Genomic DNA, 22,469 nt, shown 5'->3' on the forward strand with positions numbered 1-22,469 from the left:
TGACACGCCGCTCTCGTCGTCGGGCCGGCTTTCCACGCCCAGATCCGTCCCGGATCCATCCCACGACCTGAATCGGGAGAACCACGACGTGGCAACCTTCCTCTACCGGCTCGGGCGCGGTGCCTTCAGGCGCCGCGGCCTGGTCGCCCTCGTATGGGTGGCGCTGCTCTTCGCCGCGGGCTTCGGCGCCGCGACGGCCCCCGCGCCCACCTCCGGCTCGTTCTCCATACCCGGCACGGAGGCCCAGAAGGCCTTCGACCTGCTGGACGAGAAGTTCCCGGGCATGTCCGCCGACGGCGCGACCGCCCGCATCGTCGTCAAGGCCCCGGCGGGCGCCAAGGTCACCGACCCGGCTCCCAAGGCCGAGGTCGAGAAGCTGATCTCCGGCCTCAAGAGCGGTGCCGGCGCCGCCCAGATCGCCACCGTCGACGACCCGTACCAGGCGAAGGCGGTGAGCCAGGACGGCTCGACCACCTACGTCAGCGTGAAGTACAAGGTCAGCGGCATGGAGCTGAAGGACGACACCCGCGAGGCCCTGAAGGACTCGGGTCACGCCGCCCAGAAGGCCGGCCTCCAGGTGGAGATCGGTGGCGACGCGCTGATGGAGGCCCCCGAAACGGGCTCCGGCGAGGCCATCGGCATCATGGTCGCCGGGATCGTCCTCGTCATCACCTTCGGCTCGCTGATCGCGGCCGGCCTGCCGCTGCTGACGGCGCTGATCGGCGTCGGCATCGGCGTCTCCTCGATCACCGCGCTCGCCAGCGTCCTCGACCTCGGCTCCACCACCTCCACCCTGGCGATGATGATCGGCCTCGCGGTCGGCATCGACTACGCGCTCTTCATCGTCTCCCGCTACCGCGTGGAGCTCGCCGAGGGCCGTGAGCGGGACGAGGCAGCCGGCCGCGCCGCCGGAACCGCCGGCTCCGCCGTGGTGTTCGCCGGTCTGACCGTGGTCATCGCCCTGGTGGGCCTGGCCGTCGTCAACATCCCGATGCTGACGAAGATGGGTGTCGCCGCCGCCGGCACGGTGGTCATCGCGGTGCTCGTCGCCCTGACGCTGGTCCCGGCGATCCTGGGCTTCGCGGGCCGGAAGGTGCTCCCGGCCGGCCAGAAGAGCAAGCTGTTCGGCAAGGGCCGTCCGGCCGGCGCCGAGCCCAAGGCCAACGGCGGCACCCGCTGGGCCCGCTTCGTGCTGCGCCGCCCGGTCGTGGTGCTGCTGGCCGGTGTGATTGGCCTCGGCGTCATCGCGATCCCGGCGAGCAAGCTGGAGATGGGCCTGCCGGACGACGGCTCCAAGCCGGTCTCCACCAGCCAGCGCAAGGCGTACGACATGCTGTCCGAGGGCTTCGGCCCCGGTTTCAACGGCCCGCTGATGGTGGTCGTCGACGGCGACAAGGCGCTGGCCGACCGCACCGCCGAACGGATCAAGGGCCTCGACGGAGTGGCGGCCGTGATGCCCCCGCTCCAGAACGAGGCCAAGGACGCCGCGATCGTCAGCGTGGTCCCGAAGGACCGGCCCTCCTCCACCGAGACCGAGGACCTGGTCCACTCGATCCGCGAGGGCAACGGCAAGGACGTGCTCGTCAGCGGTCAGACCGCGATGAACATCGACTTCTCGCAGAAGATGAACGACGCGCTGCTGCCCTACCTGGCACTCGTCGTCGGCCTCGCCTTCCTGCTGCTGATGGTGGTCTTCCGCTCGATCCTGGTGCCGCTCAAGGCGGCCCTCGGCTTCCTGCTGTCGGTCGTCGCCGCCCTCGGCGCGGTCGTCGCGGTCTTCCAGTGGGGCTGGCTGGGCTCGCTCTTCGGCGTGGAGCAGACCGGTCCGATCATGTCGATGATGCCGATCTTCATGGTGGGCGTGGTCTTCGGTCTGGCCATGGACTACGAGGTCTTCCTGGTCACCCGCATGCGTGAGGCGTACGTCCACGGCGAGCGGCCGGGCCAGGCCGTGGTGACGGGCTTCCAGTACAGCGCCCGGGTGGTGGTGGCCGCCGCCGTCATCATGATCGCCGTCTTCTCCGGCTTCCTCGGCGCCAACGACTCGATGGTGAAGATGATCGGCTTCGGCCTGGCCGTGGCCGTCCTCTTCGACGCCTTCGTGGTCCGCATGGCCATCGTTCCGGCGGTGCTGGCGCTGCTGGGCCACAGGGCCTGGTGGCTGCCGAAGTGGCTCGACCGGATCCTGCCCGACGTGGACGTGGAGGGCGAGAGCCTGCGCAAGCACCTCGGCGAGTCGGGGGCCGGCTCGCCGGGCGACCCCGACAAGCGGCGCGAGCTCGTCGACGCCTGAGCGGAAGCCCGGGCCGGCGGCTGAGCCGGGGCCCGGGCCGAACGTAGGGGTCACCCGGCCGCGCCACGCGGGCCGCGTCGCCCGGCCGGGTCAACCGGCCGGGTCAACTTCGGGCCCGGAAACCCACACCCGCAGAACACCGGCCCCGCACCTGGAACCCCAGGTGCGGGGCCGGTGGCGTTCGGCTACGCCGTCCGGGTGGTGGCGTACGTGCGGCGCAGGAAGCGGCGCAGTGCGGCGCTGTCGAACTGGAGGACGGCGACCCCTTCCGGCGAATGGAACTCGACCACCACCTGTACGCGCCCGCACGGCCAGACGCGTACGTCCCCGGTCCCGGACGGGGCGAGCAGGCCGGCCTCCAGGAGGGCGAGGGGGAAGACCCACTCGTTGTCGGTGTCCTCGGGGGACAGCTCGGCCGGGAAGACCACGCGCACGGCCAGCGGCTCCGCGGCGGTGAAGCGCAGGGCCACCGGAATGGCCCGGTAGAGGGGGTCGTCGGTGATCACGCGGGCCCGCACCCGCTCCTCGACGGCGGTGCCGGCCGCGGTCGCGGTGGACGTCGCCGTCGCCGTGGCGGTCACGGTCGCGGTCGTGGTGGAGCCGGTGCCCGCGGTCGAGCCGGAGGGCGCTGGTGGATTCTCGGCGGTGGCTGACATCGACAAGACTCCTCTATCGGAACATTTGCGTCCGTTTGTCCGTCCAGCCTCGCACATTCCCACGAAAGCGCACGGATCTATTTGTGACCCGGCTGCTCTTGCCAACCGTTTGCAACTGGGCACTACTCTTGAACGGTTAAAGACTTGTGCGAGAAAGAGGAAGCGGAGCTTCTCCATGCATGTGCCCGACGGATTCATCAACACACCCGTCTCGGTTGCCGCAGGAGTAGCGGCAGCCGCGGCCGTCGCCGTCAGCCTGCGCGGCGCCCGCCGCGAGCTCGACGAACGCACCGCCCCGCTGGCCGGGCTCGTCGCCGCCTTCATCTTCGCCGTGCAGATGCTCAACTTCCCGGTCGCCGCCGGCACCAGCGGACACCTCCTCGGAGGCGCCCTCGCCGCCATACTCGTCGGCCCGTACACGGGTGTGCTGTGCGTGTCCGTCGTCCTGCTGATGCAGGGCATCCTCTTCGCCGACGGCGGCCTGACCGCGCTCGGCGTCAACGTCCTCACCATGTCCGTGGTCACCGTCGTCGTCGCGTACGCCGTCTTCCGCGGGCTCCTGAAGCTGCTGCCCGCCGGCCGCCGCTCGGTGACCGTCGCCGCGTTCGCCGGCGCCCTGCTCTCGGTCCCCGCCGCGGCCGCCGCCTTCACCGCCCTCTACGCGCTGGGCGGCACCACCGACGTCCCGATCGGCAAGGTCGTCACCGCCATGGTCGGCGTCCACGTCCTCATCGGCATCGGTGAGGCCGCCATCACCGCCGCGACCGTCGGCGCCGTGATCGCCGTACGCCCCGACCTGGTGCACGGCGCGCGCCGGCTGACCACGCCGCTGAAGCTGCGCGTCGGCGGTGAGCTGGTCGACGCCCCCGCGCCCGCCGCCGCCCCCGCACCCGCCGGTGACGCCCCCCGCTCCACCCGCAAGCTGTGGCTGACCGGCCTGGCCGCCGCCCTCGTCCTGGCCGGCTTCGTCTCCTTCTACGCATCCGCCAGCCCCGACGGCCTGGAGAAGGTCGCCGCCGACCAGGGCATCGACAGCAAGGTCGAGGAGCACGCCGCCGCCGGCTCCCCGCTCGCCGACTACAGCGTCAAGGACGTCTCCGACGCGCGGCTCTCCGGCGGCCTGGCGGGCGTCATCGGCGTCGGCGCGACCGTCGCCGTCGGCACCGGTGTCTTCTGGGCCGTGCGCCGGCGCCGCGCGCAGGACCTGACCGCGACCTCCACGGCCGCCCCCTCGGCCCCCTGACATGGGTGCCGGGCACGCGCACAAGCTCTACCGGCACGGGCACTCACCCGTGCACGGGCTGCCGCCGCACTGCAAGATCGCCGCGACGTTCGCGTTCGTCGTGGTCGTCGTGTCCACCCCGCGCGAGGCCATGTGGGCCTTCGCCGGGTACGCGGCCCTCGTCGCCGGCGTCGCGGCGGCGGCCCGGATCCCCGCGGGCTTCCTGCTGCGGCGGATGCTGATCGAGGTGCCGTTCGTCCTCTTCGCGGTGCTCATGCCCTTCGTGTCACAGGGCGAGCGGGTGGAGGCGCTGGGGATGTCCCTGAGCGTCTCCGGCCTCTGGGGTGCCTGGAACGTCCTGGCCAAGGGCACCCTCGGCGTGGCCGCCTCCGTGCTGCTCGCCTCCACCACCGAACTGCGCGCGCTGCTGCTGGGGCTCCAGCGGCTGAAGCTGCCGCCGCTGCTGGTGCAGATCGCCTCCTTCATGATCCGTTACGGCGACGTCATCACCGACGAGCTGCGCCGCATGTCGATCGCCCGGCGCTCGCGCGGGTTCGAGGCGCGCGGTGTCCGGCACTGGGGGGTGCTCGCCAAGACGGCCGGCGCCCTCTTCATCCGCTCCTACGAACGCGGCGAGCGGGTCTACCTCGCGATGGTCAGCCGCGGCTACGCCGGCTCCATGCCGGTGATCGACGACGTCACGGCCACGCGCGCCCAGTGGGCGTACGCGGCCGTGCTCCCGGTGACGGCGCTCGCCGTCTGTCTGATGGGATGGACGCTGTGACGTCTCCTTCCGCTCCCTCCGCTTCTTCCGGTCCTCCCACCGGTTCCAGCGCGCCGTCCCTGGAGGTGTCCGGGGTCGCCTACGCCTACCCGGACGGGCACCAGGCCCTCTTCGGGGTCGACCTCACCGTCGGCCGCGGGGAGCGGGTGGCGCTGCTCGGCCCCAACGGGGCGGGCAAGACCACCCTCGTGCTGCACCTCAACGGCATCCTGGGCGGCGGGCTCGGTTCGGTGACCGTGGCCGGGCTGCCGGTGGAGAAGCGGAACCTCGCCGAGATCCGGCGCCGGGTCGGCATCGTCTTCCAGGACCCCGACGACCAGCTGTTCATGCCGACCGTGCGCGAGGACGTGGCCTTCGGCCCGGCCGCGGCCGGGCTGCGGGGCGCGGAACTGGAGGAGCGGGTCCGCGAGGCACTCGACCTGGTCGGCATGGCGGCCTTCGCCGACCGGCCCCCGCACCACCTGTCCTTCGGCCAGCGGCGCCGGGTGGCGGTGGCGACCGTACTGGCGATGCGGCCGGAGATCCTCGTACTGGACGAGCCCTCCTCCAACCTGGACCCGGCCTCGCGGCGCGAGCTCGCCGACATCCTGCGCTCGCTGGACGTCACCGTGCTGATGGTGACCCACGACCTCCCGTACGCGCTGGAGCTCTGCCCCCGCTCGGTGATCCTCAGCGAGGGGGTCATCGCCGCCGACGGGCGTACGAGGGACCTGCTGTGCGACGACGCGCTGATGCGGCAGCACCGCCTCGAGCTGCCGTTCGGCTTCGACCCGAGGTCGGTCGCCGCCGGGTAAGCGGAGGCCGCTGGTCCGCACGTGGCATAAGAGGGGGACGGCGGTTGTTGGTCTGCTCGTGAACATCCAGGGTGTGGTGACCGGGGGCTTCGAGCCCGTCAGAGACGCCTTCGCGCGCAATTTCGAGGTCCTCGGGGACCGGGGCGCGGCCGTGTCCGTGTACCGGGACGGCCGCAAGGTCGTCGACCTGTGGGGCGGCACGAAGGACGCGGACGGCGGTGCCGCCGGACCCTGGACCGAGGACACCGCGACGATCGTGCGCTCCGCCACCAAGGGCGTCGCCGCCGCCGTCCCGCTGCTGCTGCACCAGCGCGGACTGCTGGACCTGGACGCGCCGGTGGGCTCGTACTGGCCCGAGTTCGAGGCGGGCGGCAAGGGCAAGGCGCTGGTCCGCCACCTGCTGGCCCACCAGGCCGGTGTCCCCGCGCTGGAGCGGGGCCTGACCACGGCGCAGGCCGTCGACGGGGTGAGCGGGGCGCGCGCGGTCGCCGCGCAGCAGGCCTTCTGGGAGCCCGGCAGCGAGCACGGCTACCACGCGCAGACCTTCAGCTGGCTGGTGTCCGAGCTGGTGCTGCGGGCGACGGGCCGTACCGTCGGCGGGATCCTCGCCGAGGAGATCGCCGAGCCGCTGGGGCTGGACTTCTGGATAGGCCTGCCGGAGGGCGAGGCGGCGCGGGTGGGCCGGGTGGCACCGGTCGAGCCGCCGCCGGGCGCGGGTCTGCTCAAGACCCGGCCGAGGAGAAACGTTTCCGAGGCGTACGCCGACCCTGACTCCCTCACGCGGCGCGCCTTCGCCGCCATCGACCCCCTGCCGGACGAGAACGACCCCGTCTACCAGGCGGCCGAGCTGCCCGGTTCCGCCGGCATCGGCACGGCGCGCGCCCTGGCCCGCTTCTACGCGGCGACCATCGGCGTGGTGGAGGACGGGGCGCGGATCTTCACCCCGGCCACCACCGCGCTGGCCGGCACGGAGTTCGCGTCCGGCCCCGACCGGGTGCTGGTCGTGAACACCCGCTTCGGCCCGGGCTACATGCTGCATGGCCCGGCGTCGCCGCTGCTGTCGCCGGCCTCCTTCGGCCATCCGGGGCGCGGCGGATCCCTGGCCTTCGCGGACCCGGAGGCGGGCATCGGCTTCGGCTACGTCACCAACGCGCACGCCAAGTCGGTCACCGCCGACCCGCGCGCGCAGGCGCTGGTGCGGGCGCTGCGGTCCTGCCTCTGACGCCGTCGGCCGGCGCGGCGGCGGTCAGACCGAGTGGTGTACGTCGGCCGGCGCGGTGCCGGTCAGGCGGTCTCGCGTACGTCGGCCAGCGCGGCCGCGGCGTGCCCGATGAGCTCCTGCGGGGCCATGGGGAACACGGTGTGCGGGGTGCCGGCCGCCGCCCAGACCACGCCGTGTTCCAGCAGCGACCGGTCGGCCAGCACCCGGGTGCGGGTGCGGTGGCCGAAGGGCGGGACGCCGCCGATGGCGTAGCCGGTGGTCTCGCGGACCAGCGCGGCGTCGGCGCGGGTGACTTTCGCGGCGCCGAGTTGACGCCGTACGGCCTCGACGTCGACCCGGGAAGCACCGTCCATGAGGACCAGCACCGGGACGCCGTCCGCCGCGAAGACCAGCGACTTCACGATCTGGCTGAGCTCGCAGCCGATCGCGGCGGCGGCGTCGGCGGCCGTACGGGTCCCTTCGGGGAAGGAGCGGACGTCGAGGTCGAGGCCCAGCTCGGTGAGGGCCCGGGCGAACAGGGGGTGCGCGGTGGTGGTCGTCATGCCGGGACGCTATCGCCGCGCGGGGGTCGCGGGCGAGGCGTTTTGGCCCGCGCGGCACGCCGGCCGCGTGGGCCTGGCCGGCCCGCGCCCGGCCCGCGCCGGAGCCCGCAGCCTCCGGACCGCCCGGCTTACTCCGGCCGCCCCACCCTCCCGGGGGGCGCGCCGGCGCCCGTCCCGCGCGGGACGCCGGCGGCACGCACGCCGCTCGCCCTGACCCGGACCGCCCCGGCTCGCGCGGGCTCCCGCAGCCTCCGGATCGCCCGGGCCCGCGCCGGAGCGCGCAGCCTCTGGCCCAGCCCGGCCCGCGCGGGCTCCGCACCCTCCGGACCGCCCCGGACCGCCCCGGACCGCCCCCGCCCCGCGCCCGCCGCGCCTCCGCCCCCGTCAGGAGGCGTTCAGCACGCTCGCGACGACGGGACCCGCGCTGTCGCCGCCGTGGCCGCCGCCCTCGACCATCGCGGCCGCCGCCACGTCACCCCGGAAGCCCGTGAACCAGCTGTCCGGAGCCGCCGCGCCGTCGACCTCCGCCGAGCCGGTCTTCGCACCCTTGTCGGAGCCGCCGACCGCGGACATGGCGCCCGCCGCGGTGCCGCCGGGGGCGGCCGCCTGCTTCATCATCCGCACCAGCTGCGCCGACACCCCGGGCGCCAGCGAGCGCGGGGCGGAGGCCAGGGTGCGGCCGTCCAGCGAGGCCTTGACCAGCACCGGCTGGCGGAACACCCCGGTCCGGGCGGTCGCCGTGATCGAGGCGATGTTCAGGGGGTTCATCAGGACGGGCCCCTGGCCGATGTACTCGGCGGCCGCCGCCGCCCCGGAGGTCACCGGCACGCTGCCGTCCTGGGACGGGATGCCGGTCTTCCAGTCCAGTCCGATGCCGAAGGCCTCCTTGGCCACCCTCGGCAGCGCGCCGTTGTCGCCCACCTCGTCGATCAGGCCGATGAAGGCGGTGTTGCAGGACTTGGCGAAACTGGTCGAGAACGGCTGCCCCTTCAGCGAGAAGCCGCCCAGGTTCCGGAAGGGCTTGCCGTCCCACGACACGCTCGGCGCGCAGTCCGCCGGGCGGTCCGCCGCCACCAGGCCCTTCTCCAGCAGCATCGCCGCCGTCACGATCTTCATCGTCGAGCCGGGTGCCCGCCGGCCCTGCATCGCCGCGTTGAAGCCGTCCCTGCGGTGGTTGGCCACCGCCAGGATGTCTCCGGTGCTCGGCTGGACGGCGACGACCGAGGCCTCCGCGTGCTGGGCCACGGCCTTCTCGGCCGCCGCCTGCACATCGGCGTCCAGTACGGTCCGGATCTCCCCGGGCCGGCCCTCCACCAGCGTCAGCAGGCTCCGCCGGGGCGCGTCCTGGGCGGCGGGCTCGATCCACAGCTCGACGCCGGGCGTGCCGCCGGTCTTCTCCCCGTACGTCTTGCGCAGCGCGTCCAGCACCGGCCGCAGCGACGGGTACTGCTCGGCCGTCAGCTCCTTGCCGTTGCGGTCGACCGCCTTGACCGGCGGGCTGGCCGGGGTGCCGGCGCGCAGCTTCTCGTCCTTCTGGAGCTGCGGGTGGATCACGGAGGGCTGCCAGTCGACGAGCGGCTTGCCGCCGCTGACGCCGCGTACGACCGTCAGCCGCGAGTCGTACGCGAGGGGCTTGGTCGCGCCCCCGTAGCCGATCTCGGCCTCGACCCTGAACGGCACGGTGGTGCCGTCCGGGGTGCCGGGGGTGATGGCGGCCTTGGTCACCATCGCCTTGGCCCTGTAGTCGGCCACCGCGGCCCGTGCGGCCTGCGCGTCGGTGGTGAGCTCGGCGGCCGTCCCGTCGTCGCCGGCCGCCCACGCGGCGAGGAAGGCCCGCGCGGTGGCGGCGGCCTCCTTGCCGGTGACCGGCCCGCTCCCCGCCTCGGCGGGCGCCGCGCCGGTCCGCGTACCGCCGCCCGCGTCGCCGCTCTCCCCGACCAGGGTGTAGACCCCGTACGCCGTTCCGCCGACCATCGCGAGGAACACCCCGCCGACGATGGCACCTTTCGCCGCCCCGTTCACTGCGTCCCCTCCCCAGGAGCCCCCGTCCTCTGAACGTGTTCAAAGAACATAGGGAAGGGACCTTACCTGTCGGTATCGGTCAGATCCAGGTATCCAGCCACATTCGGCCACGCCACGAGTCCATGGGCAGGGTCTGGCCGGTGTAGATCGGCCAGAAATAGATGAAGTTCCAGATGACGAGGAGGACGAGGACACCCGCGCCGATCGCGCCCACCGCCCGCCGGCGCTCCGAGGAACCCGCCGGGCCCAGCATGGCGCCGATCATCATCGCCACCGCCAGGCACAGGTACGGGACGAAGACCACCGCGTAGAAGTAGAAGATGGTCCGCTCCTGGTAGTTGAACCAGGGCAGCAGGCCGGCGCCCAGCGCGCACGCGATCGCTCCCGCGCGCCAGTCCCGGCGGAAGAACCACCGGTACAGCACGTACAGCAGCGCGAAGCAGCCCGCCCACCACAGCAGCGGCGTGCCGAGGGCCAGTACCTCGCGCGCGCACTTGCCCGCCTCGGACGCGGGGCAGCCGTCGGTGCCGGGCGCGGGGGACTCGTAGAAGTAGGAGACGGGCCGGCCCAGGACCAGCCAGCTCCACGGGTTCGACTCGTAGGTGTGGCCGGAGGTCAGGCCCACGTGGAACCGGTAGACCTCCGTCTCGTAGTGCCACAGGCTGCGCAGCCACTCGGGGAGGAAGGACAGTGCGCTGTCCTGGTCGTTCTTGGCGGCCCAGTCGCGGAAGTAGCCGCCCTTGCCGTTGTCCGGGCTGAGGATCCAGCCCGTCCAGGAGGCCGCGTACACGGCGACCGCCACCGGCACCGTCGACAGGAAGCCGGGCAGCGCGTCGCGGCGCAGCATCGCCGCGTACGGGGCGCCCGCGCCGGCGGTGCGGCGCGCGGCCGCGTCCCACAGCACGGTGAGGATCCCGAAGAAGGCCAGCACCACGAGGCCGTTCCACTTGGTGCCGAAGGCCAGGCCCAGGCAGACGCCGGCCAGCAGCCGGTACGGGCGCAGGCCCAGCCGCAGGGTCTCCGCGACCCGCGCGTCGGGGTGGGCGCGGCCCTCCTCGTCGACCGGCAGGGCCGCCGCGAGCCGGGCGCGCGCCTTGTCCCGGTCGATGACCAGCGCGCCGAAGGCCGCCAGGACGAAGAACATCAGCACCAGGTCGAGCAGTGCGGTCCGGCTCATCACCAGGTGCAGCCCGTCGACCGCCAGCAGCGCGCCCGCCAGACAGCCGAGGAAGGTGGAGCGGAACAGGCGCCGGCCGATGCGGCACACCATCAGTACCGACAGGGTGCCGAGCACCGCCGTCATGAAGCGCCAGCCGAAGGGCTCGAAGCCGAACATCCACTCGCCGAGGCCGATCACCCATTTGCCGACGGGCGGGTGCACGACGTAGCCCGGGTCCAGGGGGAGCGGTACGGCGTCCGGATTCGACAGAATCGACTTGTCGACATCCTTGGGCCAGCTGGCTTCGTAACCCTGCTTGATGGTGGCCCACGCGTCCTTGGCGTAGTACGTCTCGTCGAATATCACCGCCTTGGGGCTGCCCAGGTGCGTGAACCGCAGCACCCCCGCCACCAGCGTGACCAGCAGCGGACCCGCCCAGGCCATCACCCGCCGCCAGGTCCGCCGGCTCGCCTCGGGGATCCCGAGCGCCGTCCACAGCTGCGCGGAGGGGCGTGCGTACGGGGGCACGAGGCGGGTGCGGACATCGGTCACCGGCGCGGCCGGCGCGTAGCCGAACGCGCGCAGGCGGCGCAGCCACACGGGCGGCTCGTAGTCGGAGTCGCCTCCGCCCGGGGGGACGGGCGGGGCCCCCGCGGGGCTGGGCGGCGGCGTCGCGGTACTGGTCACCGGGTCATCGTAGGGAACGCCCCTGTGCGAGCCCCAGTCCCCACGAGCCCCAATGAGAGGATGAGCCGGTGACAGCTGACCAGCCCCGCGGTGCCGAAGCCTCCCCCTCCCACGGCGTACTCGTCCTCGCCGGGACCCCCATCGGCGATCTCGCCGACGCCCCGCCCCGGCTCGCGGCCGAGCTGGAGCGGGCCGATGTGATCGCCGCCGAGGACACCCGGCGGCTGCGCCGGCTCACGCAGGGGCTCGGCGTGCACACCACCGGGCGCGTCCTGTCGTACTTCGAGGGCAACGAGTCCGCCCGCACCCCCGAACTGGTCGAGGCGCTGGAGGCAGGCCGGCGGGTGCTGCTGGTGACGGACGCCGGAATGCCCTCGGTCTCCGACCCCGGCTACCGGCTGGTCGCCGCCGCCGTCGAGAAGGACATCAAGGTCACGGCCGTGCCCGGCCCGTCCGCCGTGCTCACCGCGCTCGCCCTGTCCGGGCTGCCCGTGGACCGCTTCTGCTTCGAGGGCTTTCTGCCGCGCAAGGCGGGCGAGCGCCTCGGCCGGCTCCGCGAGGTGGCGGGCGAGCGGCGCACGCTCGTCTACTTCGAGGCGCCGCACCGGCTCGACGACACGCTGGCGGCCATGGCCGAGGTGTTCGGCGCCGGCCGGCGGGCCGCCGTGTGCCGCGAGCTGACGAAGACGTACGAGGAGGTCAAGCGCGGCGGGCTCGGCGAGCTCGCCGAGTGGGCCGCCGAGGGCGTGCGCGGTGAGATCACCGTCGTCGTGGAGGGTGCCCCGGCGGCCGCGCCCGGCGACGTGGACGACGAGGAGCTGGTGCGGCGCGTGCGCGTGCGCGAGGAGGCCGGCGAGCGCCGCAAGGAGGCCATCGCGGCGGTCGCGGCGGAGGCCGGCGTACCCAAGCGCGAGGTCTTCGACGCGGTCGTGGCGGCAAAGAACGCGCCACAAAAGATGCCGTGAACCGGTAAAGGGCTAACCTGAAAAGCAAAGCTCAGACCGCGCACCCGGCGTCTTTGGGCATGACTGGGCCAAAGACCGTCCATAAGTGGACATGGCCTGATGCGCTCCCGCCCGAAGAGGCGTCCACTGGCAATGGCACCAGTGGAACAAGAGGAGCTGGCATGAGTGAGATCGCAGACACACCGGTATCCGTCACGGCCGCGGGACCGGCCCCTGTTCCCACCTCCGGCGTACAGACCGTGCACGAGGCGTACTCCTTCGCGTGCATGAAGTGCGGCTACGGCTGGGAGCAGGCCTACGCGATAGAGCACCACGTCGACGGCAGGGGCGAGCCGTTCATCATGTACACGGTGAACGGCGAGCGGGTGCCCTCCCCGCTGTCGAACCCGACCTGCCTCAACTGCGGCGGACACGTCGTACGGATCATGCGCGAGGGCCAGGTCTCCACGGTGCTCGGCACGATCGACCGGCTCTACCACCACCGCATCGCCCCCGGCATCGCCGGACCCGTCCCGGCCGGTGAGAACGCCCCGCGCCCCCCGAAGCCGCGCGGGGGCCCGGCGCACGATTCCCCGGGCCCCGTCGCCGTCGACGCCTCCGAGCGGCGCCGCGGCGTGCTCTCCCGCCTCCGGGGGTTCTTCGGGCGGTCATAAGATCGGCTCATGAGCCCTAGCCCTTCCTCCTCCGCGGCCGCCGCCGACAAGGCCGCGTCCCAGGCCGCGCCGAAGGCCGCGTCGAAGGACGTCCCGCCCCCGCTGCCCGAGCCGCTGCGGGTGGCGGTGGCCGACTCCCACACCCACCTCGACATGCAGTCCGGCACGGTCGAGGAGGGACTCGCGAAGGCCGCGTCCGTGGGCGTGACCACCGTCGTCCAGGTGGGATGCGACGTGAAGGGCTCGCGCTGGGCGGCCGAGACCGCGGCCGCCCACGCCAACGTCCACGCCGCCGTGGCCCTCCACCCGAACGAGGCCCCCCGCATCGTCCACGGAGACCCCGACAACTGGTCCCGCCAGGGCGCCCGGCCGGGCGGCGGCCAGACGGCGCTCGACGACGCGCTCGCCGAGATCGAGGCGCTGGCCGCGCTGGACCACGTCAAGGCGGTCGGCGAGACCGGCCTCGACCACTTCCGTACCGGCCCCGAGGGGATGGCCGCGCAGGAGCGTTCCTTCCGGGCCCACATCGAGATCGCCAAGCGGCAGGGCAAGGCCCTCGTCATCCACGACCGCGACGCCCACGCCGACGTCCTGCGGATCCTGCGGGAGGAGGGCGCCCCCGAACGCACCGTCTTCCACTGCTACTCCGGCGACGCCGCGATGGCCCGCGAGTGCGCCGCCGCCGGCTATTACATGTCCTTCGCCGGCACCGTCACCTTCAAGAACGCCGCACCGCTGCGCGAGGCCCTCGCCGTCGCCCCGCTGGAACTGGTGCTGGTCGAGACCGACGCCCCGTACCTCACTCCCGCGCCCTACCGCGGACGGCCCAACGCCCCGTACCTCATTCCGCTGACGGTACGGGCCATGGCCGCGGTGCGCGGCATCGACGAGGACGCCATGGCCACCGCCCTGGCCGCCAACACGGCCCGCGCCTTCGACTACTGACGGACCGCCGCCCCACCACCCCGCCGCGCCTCGCGCACCCGTTCGGCCGACACGCTGTGTGGTCGAACGGCTTTGATGCGTGACGCCCCCTGCCGCTAGGGTGCCGTGCCCGAGCAGCGGGGGCGGGACCAGTGGAGCGAGCGACACCAGTGGAGCGAGCGACGTGAGCGAGACGCAGGGCAGTCACCGCCGTGCCCCCTGGCCGGAGACCCAGCCTGATCCCGGCCCGTACGAAGGCCCGTACGCCCACCCCGACCCCCAGGTCCCCGCCCCCCGCGCCGAGGGCCGCCGGGCCGCCCGGCGCCGTGCGGCGGCGGCCCCCGCCGACACCCCGCCGCCCGCCCCGCCGCTCCCCCCGGACCCCGACCGCCCCGGAGGCCGGCGCAGGGCGCCCACGGGCAGCCGCCGCCGCACCGCCGCGGAACCGGCCCCGCCGCCCCCGGCCGCCCCGGACGCCGACCCCGCCGCCGCCCGCCCGTCCGGCGCCCGGGCCGGCCGGCGCAGGCGCTCCGCCCCCGCCCAGGCCGGCCCGGGCGCGGCCACCGCCCGCGACAGCTGGCGGCGCATCGTCCCCCAAGCCCTCGTCGTGGCCTTCCTGGCCGGCGGCACCACCGCCTTCGTCGCCGCCGACAAGGCCGTCCGGCTCACCGTCGACGGAGTACCGCGCACCCTGCACACCTTCGCCGGGAGCGTGGACGAACTCCTCGAAGCCGAAGGCCTCGGCGTCGGCCCCCACGACCTCGTCGCCCCCGCCCCCGGCTCCGTCCTCGACGACGGCCAGCAGGTCGTCATCCGCTACGGCCGCCCCCTGCGGCTCACCCTCGACGGCACCACCCGCCAGACGTGGACCACCGCCCGCACCGTGGACGCGGCCCTGCGCCAGCTCGGGGTCCGCGTCGAGGGCGCCTACCTCTCCACCCCCCGCACCGCACCCGTCCCCCGCACCGGCCTCACCCTCGGCGTGCGCACCGAACGCGGCGTCACCTTCATGGCCGACGGCCGCGAACGCACCATCCGCACCAACGCCGCCACCGTCAAGGAGGCCCTCGACCAGGCCGGCATCACCCTCCACGGCCAGGACACCACCTCCGTCCCCCCGGACTCCTTCCCCCGCGACGGCCAGACCGTCACCGTGCTGCGCATCACCGGCACCCGCGAGGTCCGCGAGGAACGCATCCCGTACGACACCGAACGCGTCGAGGACCCCGGGCTCTTCGCCGGCACCGAGGTCGTCGAACGCGTCGGACGGCCCGGGGCGCGCCGGGTCACCTACGCCCTGCGCACCGTCAACGGGGTCCGCCAGCAGCCCAGGAAGATCGCCGAGGAGGTCGTCCGGGAGCCCGTCACCCAGCGGGTGCTCGTCGGCACGAAGCCGCTGCCCACCTCCGTCGCCGGGGCCGACGGCCTCAACTGGGCCGCCCTGGCCCAGTGCGAATCCGGCGGCCGCCCCTCCGCCACCGACCCCTCGGGCACCTACGGCGGCCTCTACCAGTTCGACGTGAGCACCTGGCGGGCCCTCGGCGGCAGCGGCCGCCCGCAGGACGCACCGGCCTCGGAGCAGACGTACCGGGCGAAGAAGCTCTACGTGCAGCGGGGGGCGAGTCCGTGGCCGCACTGCGGCCGTAGGCTTGAGCGGTGAGCACCGCAGAGCAGCAGCCCCACGAGACCTCCGAGGTCCCTTCCGACGCCCTCCTCGGGCCGGCCGACATCCGAGAGCTGGCCGCCGTCCTCGGCGTACGCCCGACGAAGCAGAAGGGCCAGAACTTCGTCATCGACGCCAACACGGTGCGCCGGATCGTGCGCACCGCCGGGGTGCGTCCGGACGACGTGGTCGTGGAGGTCGGCCCGGGCCTGGGTTCGCTGACGCTCGCCCTGCTGGAGGCCGCCGACCGGGTGACGGCCGTCGAGATCGACGACGTCCTGGCCGCCGCGCTGCCCGCCACCATCGAGGCGCGGATGCCGCACCGGAAGGACCGTTTCGCGCTGGTCCACTCCGACGCGATGCTCGTCACCGAGCTCCCCGGCCCGGCGCCGACCGCGCTCGTCGCGAACCTGCCCTACAACGTGGCCGTGCCGGTCCTGCTGACCATGCTCGACCGCTTCCCGAGCATCGAGCGGACCCTCGTCATGGTCCAGTCCGAGGTCGCCGACCGGCTCGCCGCCCGCCCCGGCAACAAGGTCTACGGAGTCCCCTCCGTCAAGGCCGCCTGGTACGCGGACGTCAAGCGCGCCGGAGCCATCGGCCGCAACGTCTTCTGGCCCGCGCCGAACGTCGACTCCGGGCTCGTCTCCCTCGTACGGCGCTCCGAGCCGGTGAAGACCACCGCCTCCAAGGCGGAGGTCTTCGCGGTCGTCGACGCCGCCTTCGCGCAGCGGCGCAAGGGCCTGCGCGCCGCGCTCGCCGGCTGGGCCGGGTCGGCCGCCGCCGCCGAGGAGGCGCTGGTCGCCGCCGGCATCCCCCCGCTGGCGCGCGGCGAGTCCCTGACGGTGGAGGAGTTCGCGTCGATCGCCGAGCACAAGCCGGCCGTCGGGAGGCCCGCGCTGTGAGCGTGACGGTACGCGTCCCCGCGAAGGTCAACGTCCAGCTGGCGGTGGGCGCCGCCCGCCCCGACGGCTTCCACGACCTCGCCAACGTCTTCCTGGCCGTCTCCCTGTTCGACGAGGTCACCGCCACCCCGGCCGACGGGCTGACGGTGACCTGCGAGGGCCCCGACTCCGACCAGGTGCCGCTGGACCGCACCAACCTCGCGGCGCGCGCCGCCGAACTCCTCGCGGCCCGCGCCGGCATCGAGCCCGCCGTCCACCTCCACATCGCCAAGAACATCCCCGTGGCCGGCGGGATGGCCGGCGGCAGTGCCGACGGGGCGGGCGCGCTGCTGGCGTGCGACCTGCTGTGGAAGCTGGACACCCCCCGCGAGGAGCTGCTGGACCTCTGTGCGGAGCTGGGCAGCGACGTCCCCTTCAGCCTCGTCGGGGGCGCCGCGCTGGGCACCGGGCGCGGCGAGTTCCTCACCCCGGTGGCCGCCGGGCGGTTCCACTGGGTGTTCGCGGTCGCCGAGGGGGGCCTGTCCACCCCGGCGGTGTTCCGGGAGTTCGACCGGCTGACCGCCGGTACGGACGTGCCGGCGCCCGAGGCGTCCCCGGCGCTGCTCGAAGCCCTCGCCTCGGGCGACGCCGACGCGCTGGCCGCCGTCCTGCCCGGGTCCAACGGCCTCCAGGACGCCGCCCTGTCGCTGCGCCCGCAGCTCGCCGCCACCCTCGCGGCGGGCGTCGCGGCCGGGGCCCTGGCCGGACTGGTCTCCGGGTCGGGGCCGACGACGGCCTTCCTGGTGCGGGACGCGGAGTCCGCCGCCAAGGTCGCCGCCGCGCTGGAGGCCTCCGGCACCTGCCGTGCCACCCGGGTCACCTCCTCCCCGGCCCCCGGAGCGACGGCCGTATCCGCCTGAGCGGCGACCGGGAGGCCGCGGGGCCGCCCGGGGCTACCTAGGCGCGGGATGAGTACCCGCGCCCTGTCGGAGGGCGGGGCGCGGCCGCGACCGTGGGGGGCATGACAGTCAGCGCACGCGGCACGGCCGCCGCCACGCCCGCCTCCCGCGACCGGTACGTGGACCTGCTCCGGGTCGCCTCCCTCGCCACCGTCGTGTTCGGGCACTGGCTGATGGCCGCCGTCAGCACCGACGGCATAGGGAACCTCCTCGCGCTCGTGCCCCCGCTCCAGGCGCTCACCTGGGGGCTGCAGATCATGCCGGTGTTCTTCTTCGTCGGCGGGTTCTCGCACGCCCTGTCGTACCGCTCGCTGGAGCGCCGCGCCGAGGGCCGGCCCGTCTACGCCGCCTTCCTGCGCGCCCGTCTCCAGCGGCTGCTGCGGCCCACCCTGGTCTTCGTCCTCGTCTGGGCCGCGCTCGCCCTGCTCGTGCAGCTCGCGGGCGCGGACGGCGGCCGGCTGGCCGGCGCCGCGCTGCGGATGGTGACGCAGCCGCTGTGGTTCATCGGGATCTACCTGGCGATGGTGGCCTTCACCCCGCCGCTGCTGAAGCTGCACGCCCGCTGGGGCTGGGCCGCCTTCGCCGCCCTCGCCGGCGCCGCGGCCCTGGTCGACGTACTGCGCTTCGCGCTCGGCGTCCCGTACGCGGAGTTCCTGAACTTCGCCTTCGTCTGGCTCGCCGTGCACCAGCTCGGCTTCCTGCGCGCCGACGGCCGCATCACCCGGCCCGCCCTCCTCGGCGCCGCCGGGCTCGCCGGGGCGGTGCTGCTCGTCGCGGCCGGACCGTACCCGCTGTCCATGGTCGGGATGCCCGGGGAGAAGGTGTCCAACATGGCCCCGCCCACCCTCGCCCTGCTCTGCCACGGCATGTGGCTGGTCGGCGCCGTCCAGCTGCTCGCGCGGCCCGCGACGGCCTGGCTCGCCCGGCCGCGGGTCTGGCGCGGGGTCGTCGCCGCCAACGGCGTCGCCATGACCGCCTTCCTCTGGCACCTCACCGCCATGCTGGCCGTGTACGCCGCCCAGCTCGCCCTGGGTCTGCCGCTGCCCGAGCCGGCCACCGCCGCCTGGTGGGCGCAGGTGCCGCCGCGGATCCTCCTGGCGGCCGCCCTCACGGCCGCGCTCGTGGCCTGCTTCCGCCGCTTCGAGGCGCCGCGGCCCCCGTCCGCCGCCCCCGGCAGCGGGCCCGCCGCCGCCCTGGGCACCACCCTGTGCCTGCTCGGCGTCCTGGGCCTGTCCACGACCGGCCTCGGTGGCCTCCTGGAGGGGCACAGCGCCACCCTGATCGCCCTGCCGGTCACCGCGCCCGCCGCCATCGGCATGGCAGTGGGGGGCGCCTGGCTGGTGGAACGTTCCGCGTCCGTCCGGAGGGTTAGGCTGAGGGGCTGATCCACACCCTTTCCCTGGAGCGCGTCTGATGGCCGTCAATCTGGTCAATGTCGAGGCAGTCAGCAAGGTGTACGGCACCCGTACCCTGCTCGACGGCATCTCCCTCGGCGTGTCCGAGGGAGACCGGATCGGCGTCGTCGGCCGCAACGGCGACGGCAAGACCACCCTCATCCGGATGCTGGCCAAGCTGGAGGAGCCCGACTCCGGCCGGGTCACCCAGAACAGCGGCCTGCAGATGGGCGTGCTCACCCAGCACGACTCCCTCGACCCGTCCGCCACCGTCCGCCACGAGATCATCGGTGACATGGCCGACCACGAGTGGGCCGGCAACGCCAAGATCCGCGACGTCCTCACCGGGCTCTTCGGCGGCCTCGACCTGCCCGGCTTCGGCCAGGGCCTCGACACCGTCATCGGCCCGCTCTCCGGCGGCGAGCGCCGCCGCATCGCGCTCGCCAAGCTGCTCATCGCCGACCAGGACCTCCTCGTCCTCGACGAGCCCACCAACCACCTCGACGTCGAGGGCATCTCCTGGCTGGCCGGCCACCTCCAGGCCCGCCGCTCCGCCCTCGTCTGCGTCACCCACGACCGCTGGTTCCTCGACCAGGTCTGCACCCGCATGTGGGACGTGCAGCGCGGTTCCGTCTACGAGTACGAGGGCGGCTACAGCGACTACGTCTTCGCCCGCGCCGAGCGCGACCGGATCGCCGCCACCGAGGAGGCCAAGCGGCAGAACCTGATGCGCAAGGAGCTGGCCTGGCTGCGCCGCGGCGCCCCCGCCCGGACCTCCAAGCCCCGCTACCGCATCGAGGCCGCCAACGAGCTGATCGCCGACGTGCCGCCGCCGCGCGACAAGTCCGAGCTGATGAAGTTCGCCAACGCCCGCCTCGGCAAGACGGTCTTCGACCTGGAGAACGTCACCGTCAAGGCCGGTCCCAAGACCCTGCTCGAGCACCTCACCTGGCACCTGGGCCCGGGCGACCGCGTCGGTCTGGTCGGCGTCAACGGCGCCGGCAAGACCTCCCTGCTGCGGGCCCTGGCCGAGGCCGCCCGCACCCAGGGCGAGGTGCAGCCCGCCGAGGGCTCCGTCACGGTCGGCAAGACGGTGCGCCTGGCCTACCTCTCCCAGGAGGTCGGCGAGCTCGACCCCTCGCTGCGCGTCCTGGAGGCCGTCCAGCGCGTCCGCGACCGCGTCGACCTCGGCAAGGGCCGCGAGATGACGGCGGGGCAGCTGTGCGAGCAGTTCGGGTTCACCAAGGAGAAGCAGTGGACGCCGGTCGGCGACCTCTCCGGCGGTGAGCGGCGCCGGCTGCAGATCCTGCGCCTGCTGATGGACGAGCCGAACGTCCTCTTCCTCGACGAGCCCACCAACGACCTCGACATCGAGACCCTCACCCAGCTGGAGGACCTCCTCGACGGCTGGCCCGGCTCGATGATCGTGATCTCCCACGACCGGTTCTTCATCGAGCGCACCACCGACACGGTGATGGCCCTGCTCGGTGACGCGAGCCTGCGGATGCTGCCGCGCGGCCTGGACGAGTACCTGGAGCGCCGCCGGCGGATGATCGAGGCCGCCGCCCCGGCGCCGGCCCCGGCCGCCGCCGTCAAGTCGACGGCCTCGGGCGACTCGCGCGCCGCGAAGAAGGAGCTCCAGAAGATCGAGCGCCAGCTCAACAAGATGTCGGACCGCGAGACGAGCCTGCACGCGCAGATCGCCGAGCACTCCACCGACTACGACAAGGTCGCCAAGCTCGACGCGGAGCTGCGGGAACTGATCTCCGAGCGCGACGACTTGGAGATGCGCTGGCTGGAACTGGCCGAAGAGGCCTGAGTCCGGCGCCGCCCCGCGGCCCCCGGAAAACGCCGTCCGGACGGATAACGGCCGTGTCACGGGCCGGTCCTCCCTTGGGAACAGGGGTGCGACCGGCCCGTTGCGTGTCGGCCACGGGTGATAGAAAGGGTCGGTTCTTCGTCGGTCCCCCGGACCGCCCCCACCGCCCGAACCCGAAGGTATGCGCTGATGACCGAGCCGCCCCAGCCGCCGAACCAGCCGCCGTCCCCTTCCGGTTACGGTCACCTGCCCGGGCCGCCGCAGCAGGGCTACGGCTACCCGCCGCAGGGCGCCAACCCGTACGCGCAGCAGCCGCCGACGGTGCCGCAGCCGCTGGCCCAGCACGGCGGGTACGGCTTCCCGCCCGGGCCGGGCATGCCCCCCGGCCCGCCGGCACCGGGCGGACCGGGCCGGCGCAAGGGCGCGGTCGTCGTCGCGGCGGCGGTCGCGGGTGTCCTCGTCCTGGGCACCGGCGCCTACTTCGCCTTCCTGGGCGGTGACGACGGCCCCAAGACGCCCGTCGCGCAGGGCTCGACGCCCGCCGACCCCAAGCCCTCGGGCTCCCCGTCCGTGGACAAGGGCGACGGCAGCGGCAACGGCGGCGCCGACCAGACCGACCTCAACGCGGGCCGCAAGCCCGGCGAGGACAAGGTCATGTGGTTCAAGACGGCCAAGCTCACCGGTCCCGGGGCCGGCATCCCGACGCAGGGGCAGTGGGTCGTGGGCGACACCGTCGTCAAGACGATCGACAAGTCCGTCGTGGGCTATGCCGTCACCGACGGCAAGGAGAAGTGGAAGGTCGACGTCCGCGCCGAGATCTGCGGGCTCACCGACCAGACCACCGCCGACGGCAAGACCGTCGTCGTCGTCAAGGACGGCGACGGGTCCAACGCCGACTGCAACCAGATGAAGCTGATCGACCTCAAGGCGGGCAAGGAGGGCTGGACGAAGCCGGTCGACAAGGAGAACCTCTTCGACGGGGGCGGCGTCGACGTCGGGCTGGCCCTCACCGGCGACACCGTCGCCGTCAACCGGATGGCCGCCACCAGCGCCTACCGCGTCAGCACCGGCGAGAAGCTCTTCGCCGGCAGCGGCCCCGAGGGCTGCCAGCCCAGCCAGTACGCCGCCGGCAACGGCAAGATGCTCGGCATCGCCCTGTGCATGGACGCCGACAAGACCATCGAGGTGCAGGACGCCGACCCGGTCACCGGCAAGAAGACCTGGTCCTACCGGCTGCCCAAGGGCTGGCGGGTCACCGGCGTCTACTCCGTCTCCCCGATCGTCCTCGACATCGGCAACCGCGAGACCAAGGAGCGGGCCGTCATCGCCCTGACCCCGGACGGCAAGAAGCGCTCCAGCATGGCCGCCGAGGGGAACTTCCAGGTCAACTGCGGCGCCGGCAGCAGCGACAACCTCCAGGGCTGCGGAGCCTCCGCCGTCGACGGCGACACGCTCTACCTGAACACGCTGACGGACAAGGGCACCAACAACGAGGTCGTCGCCTTCGACCTCGCGACCGGCAAGGCCAAGTGGCGCCGCGCGGCCGGTGACAAGCGCGTCTTCCACCCGCTCAAGGCCGCGAACGGACAGCTGACCGTCTACCGCGCCGGCCTGCGCGACGAGCCCGGTGAGATCCTCTCCGTGCCCGCCGCCGGCGGCGAGCCCAAGGTGCTGCTGCGCATGCCGTCCGGTCCCGCCGCGAAGGTCGAGGGCTCCTTCCTCTCCAACGGGCGGCGGGCCTTCGAGGACGGCCGGTTCATCACCTCCGCCGCCTCGCTGACCGGCAACGGCCAGGAGGAGAGGCTCCTGATGGTCTTCGGCAAGTGA

General features: G+C 73.6%; 18 protein-coding genes. 14 read left to right on the forward strand and 4 right to left on the reverse strand.

The genetic code is table 11. The annotated features are described in order from the left end of the window. Positions 1-88: 88 nt before the first annotated feature. Positions 89-2,293 (forward strand): MMPL family transporter, encoded by a 2,205-nt coding sequence (locus tag ACZ4WZ_RS12495; protein WP_467888837.1) that lies wholly within the window; start codon positions 89-91, stop codon positions 2,291-2,293. Positions 2,294-2,478: 185 nt separating this feature from the next. Here ACZ4WZ_RS12495 and ACZ4WZ_RS12500 read toward each other — a convergent pair whose 3' ends face one another. Further along, positions 2,479-2,949 carry an SsgA family sporulation/cell division regulator gene (locus ACZ4WZ_RS12500; protein ID WP_467888840.1) on the reverse strand — a complete coding sequence of 157 codons (471 nt, stop codon included), beginning with the start codon at positions 2,947-2,949 and terminating at the stop codon, positions 2,479-2,481. A 175-nt stretch (positions 2,950-3,124) separates the two neighbouring features. On the opposite strand from ACZ4WZ_RS12500, the gene ACZ4WZ_RS12505 reads away from it, so the two are divergent. The 4 genes from ACZ4WZ_RS12505 to ACZ4WZ_RS12520 are packed head-to-tail and all read left to right on the forward strand — an operon-like array spanning position 3,125 to position 6,971. Continuing rightward, positions 3,125-4,192 carry an energy-coupling factor ABC transporter permease gene (locus ACZ4WZ_RS12505; RefSeq protein ID WP_467888843.1) on the forward strand — a complete coding sequence of 356 codons (1,068 nt, stop codon included), beginning with the start codon at positions 3,125-3,127 and terminating at the stop codon, positions 4,190-4,192. Between the two features lies 1 nt (position 4,193). Then, positions 4,194-4,955, forward strand: coding sequence for a cobalt ECF transporter T component CbiQ (gene cbiQ / locus ACZ4WZ_RS12510; protein WP_467888845.1), 762 nt, complete (start codon positions 4,194-4,196; stop codon positions 4,953-4,955). Next, positions 4,943-5,749: an energy-coupling factor ABC transporter ATP-binding protein gene (locus tag ACZ4WZ_RS12515; protein ID WP_467888848.1), complete on the forward strand. Its 807-nt coding sequence runs from the start codon at positions 4,943-4,945 to the stop codon at positions 5,747-5,749. Before cbiQ ends, ACZ4WZ_RS12515 begins: the two co-directional genes overlap by 13 nt. A gap of 58 nt (positions 5,750-5,807) precedes the next feature. Continuing rightward, positions 5,808-6,971 (forward strand): serine hydrolase domain-containing protein, encoded by a 1,164-nt coding sequence (locus ACZ4WZ_RS12520; protein ID WP_467888851.1) that lies wholly within the window; start codon positions 5,808-5,810, stop codon positions 6,969-6,971. Between the two features lie 62 nt (positions 6,972-7,033). Here ACZ4WZ_RS12520 and ACZ4WZ_RS12525 read toward each other — a convergent pair whose 3' ends face one another. From ACZ4WZ_RS12525 to ACZ4WZ_RS12535, 3 genes are all read right to left on the reverse strand, one after another. Then, positions 7,034-7,513, reverse strand: coding sequence for a YbaK/EbsC family protein (locus ACZ4WZ_RS12525; protein WP_467888853.1), 480 nt, complete (start codon positions 7,511-7,513; stop codon positions 7,034-7,036). A 384-nt stretch (positions 7,514-7,897) separates the two neighbouring features. After that, positions 7,898-9,535: a penicillin-binding transpeptidase domain-containing protein gene (locus ACZ4WZ_RS12530; protein ID WP_467888856.1), complete on the reverse strand. Its 1,638-nt coding sequence runs from the start codon at positions 9,533-9,535 to the stop codon at positions 7,898-7,900. Between the two features lie 79 nt (positions 9,536-9,614). Beyond that, positions 9,615-11,381, reverse strand: coding sequence for a dolichyl-phosphate-mannose--protein mannosyltransferase (locus ACZ4WZ_RS12535; RefSeq protein ID WP_467888859.1), 1,767 nt, complete (start codon positions 11,379-11,381; stop codon positions 9,615-9,617). Positions 11,382-11,449: 68 nt separating this feature from the next. Here ACZ4WZ_RS12535 and rsmI point away from each other — a divergent pair, with 68 nt between their 5' ends. The 9 genes from rsmI to ACZ4WZ_RS12580 all read left to right on the forward strand — a co-directional run bounded on the left by rsmI (position 11,450) and on the right by ACZ4WZ_RS12580 (position 22,469). Further along, entirely contained in the window at positions 11,450-12,346 is an 897-nt protein-coding gene (gene rsmI, locus ACZ4WZ_RS12540) for a 16S rRNA (cytidine(1402)-2'-O)-methyltransferase (protein WP_467888861.1), read from the forward strand. Between the two features lie 161 nt (positions 12,347-12,507). After that, positions 12,508-12,999: a hypothetical protein gene (locus ACZ4WZ_RS12545; protein ID WP_467888863.1), complete on the forward strand. Its 492-nt coding sequence runs from the start codon at positions 12,508-12,510 to the stop codon at positions 12,997-12,999. Positions 13,000-13,008: 9 nt separating this feature from the next. Then, the gene (locus ACZ4WZ_RS12550) at positions 13,009-13,944 is read left to right on the forward strand and encodes a TatD family hydrolase (RefSeq protein WP_467888864.1); all 936 of its coding nucleotides are present in this window, start codon (positions 13,009-13,011) and stop codon (positions 13,942-13,944) included. 163 nt (positions 13,945-14,107) lie between these two features. Then, a complete protein-coding gene (locus ACZ4WZ_RS12555) occupies positions 14,108-15,583 on the forward strand; it encodes a ubiquitin-like domain-containing protein (protein WP_467888865.1) in 1,476 nt (491 codons plus the stop codon). Then, entirely contained in the window at positions 15,580-16,491 is a 912-nt protein-coding gene (gene rsmA, locus ACZ4WZ_RS12560) for a 16S rRNA (adenine(1518)-N(6)/adenine(1519)-N(6))-dimethyltransferase RsmA (RefSeq protein WP_467888866.1), read from the forward strand. Before ACZ4WZ_RS12555 ends, rsmA begins: the two co-directional genes overlap by 4 nt. Then, positions 16,488-17,390 carry a 4-(cytidine 5'-diphospho)-2-C-methyl-D-erythritol kinase gene (locus ACZ4WZ_RS12565; protein ID WP_467888867.1) on the forward strand — a complete coding sequence of 301 codons (903 nt, stop codon included), beginning with the start codon at positions 16,488-16,490 and terminating at the stop codon, positions 17,388-17,390. Before rsmA ends, ACZ4WZ_RS12565 begins: the two co-directional genes overlap by 4 nt. Positions 17,391-17,491: 101 nt before the next feature. Then, on the forward strand, positions 17,492-18,814 hold the full coding sequence (locus tag ACZ4WZ_RS12570; protein WP_467888868.1) for an acyltransferase family protein: 1,323 nt from the start codon (positions 17,492-17,494) through the stop codon (positions 18,812-18,814). A 28-nt stretch (positions 18,815-18,842) separates the two neighbouring features. Next, on the forward strand, positions 18,843-20,642 hold the full coding sequence (locus tag ACZ4WZ_RS12575; RefSeq protein WP_467888870.1) for an ABC-F family ATP-binding cassette domain-containing protein: 1,800 nt from the start codon (positions 18,843-18,845) through the stop codon (positions 20,640-20,642). A 189-nt stretch (positions 20,643-20,831) separates the two neighbouring features. Continuing rightward, the gene (locus tag ACZ4WZ_RS12580) at positions 20,832-22,469 is read left to right on the forward strand and encodes a PQQ-binding-like beta-propeller repeat protein (protein WP_467888872.1); all 1,638 of its coding nucleotides are present in this window, start codon (positions 20,832-20,834) and stop codon (positions 22,467-22,469) included.

This window comes from Streptomyces sp. NPDC029122 (assembly GCF_055569445.1).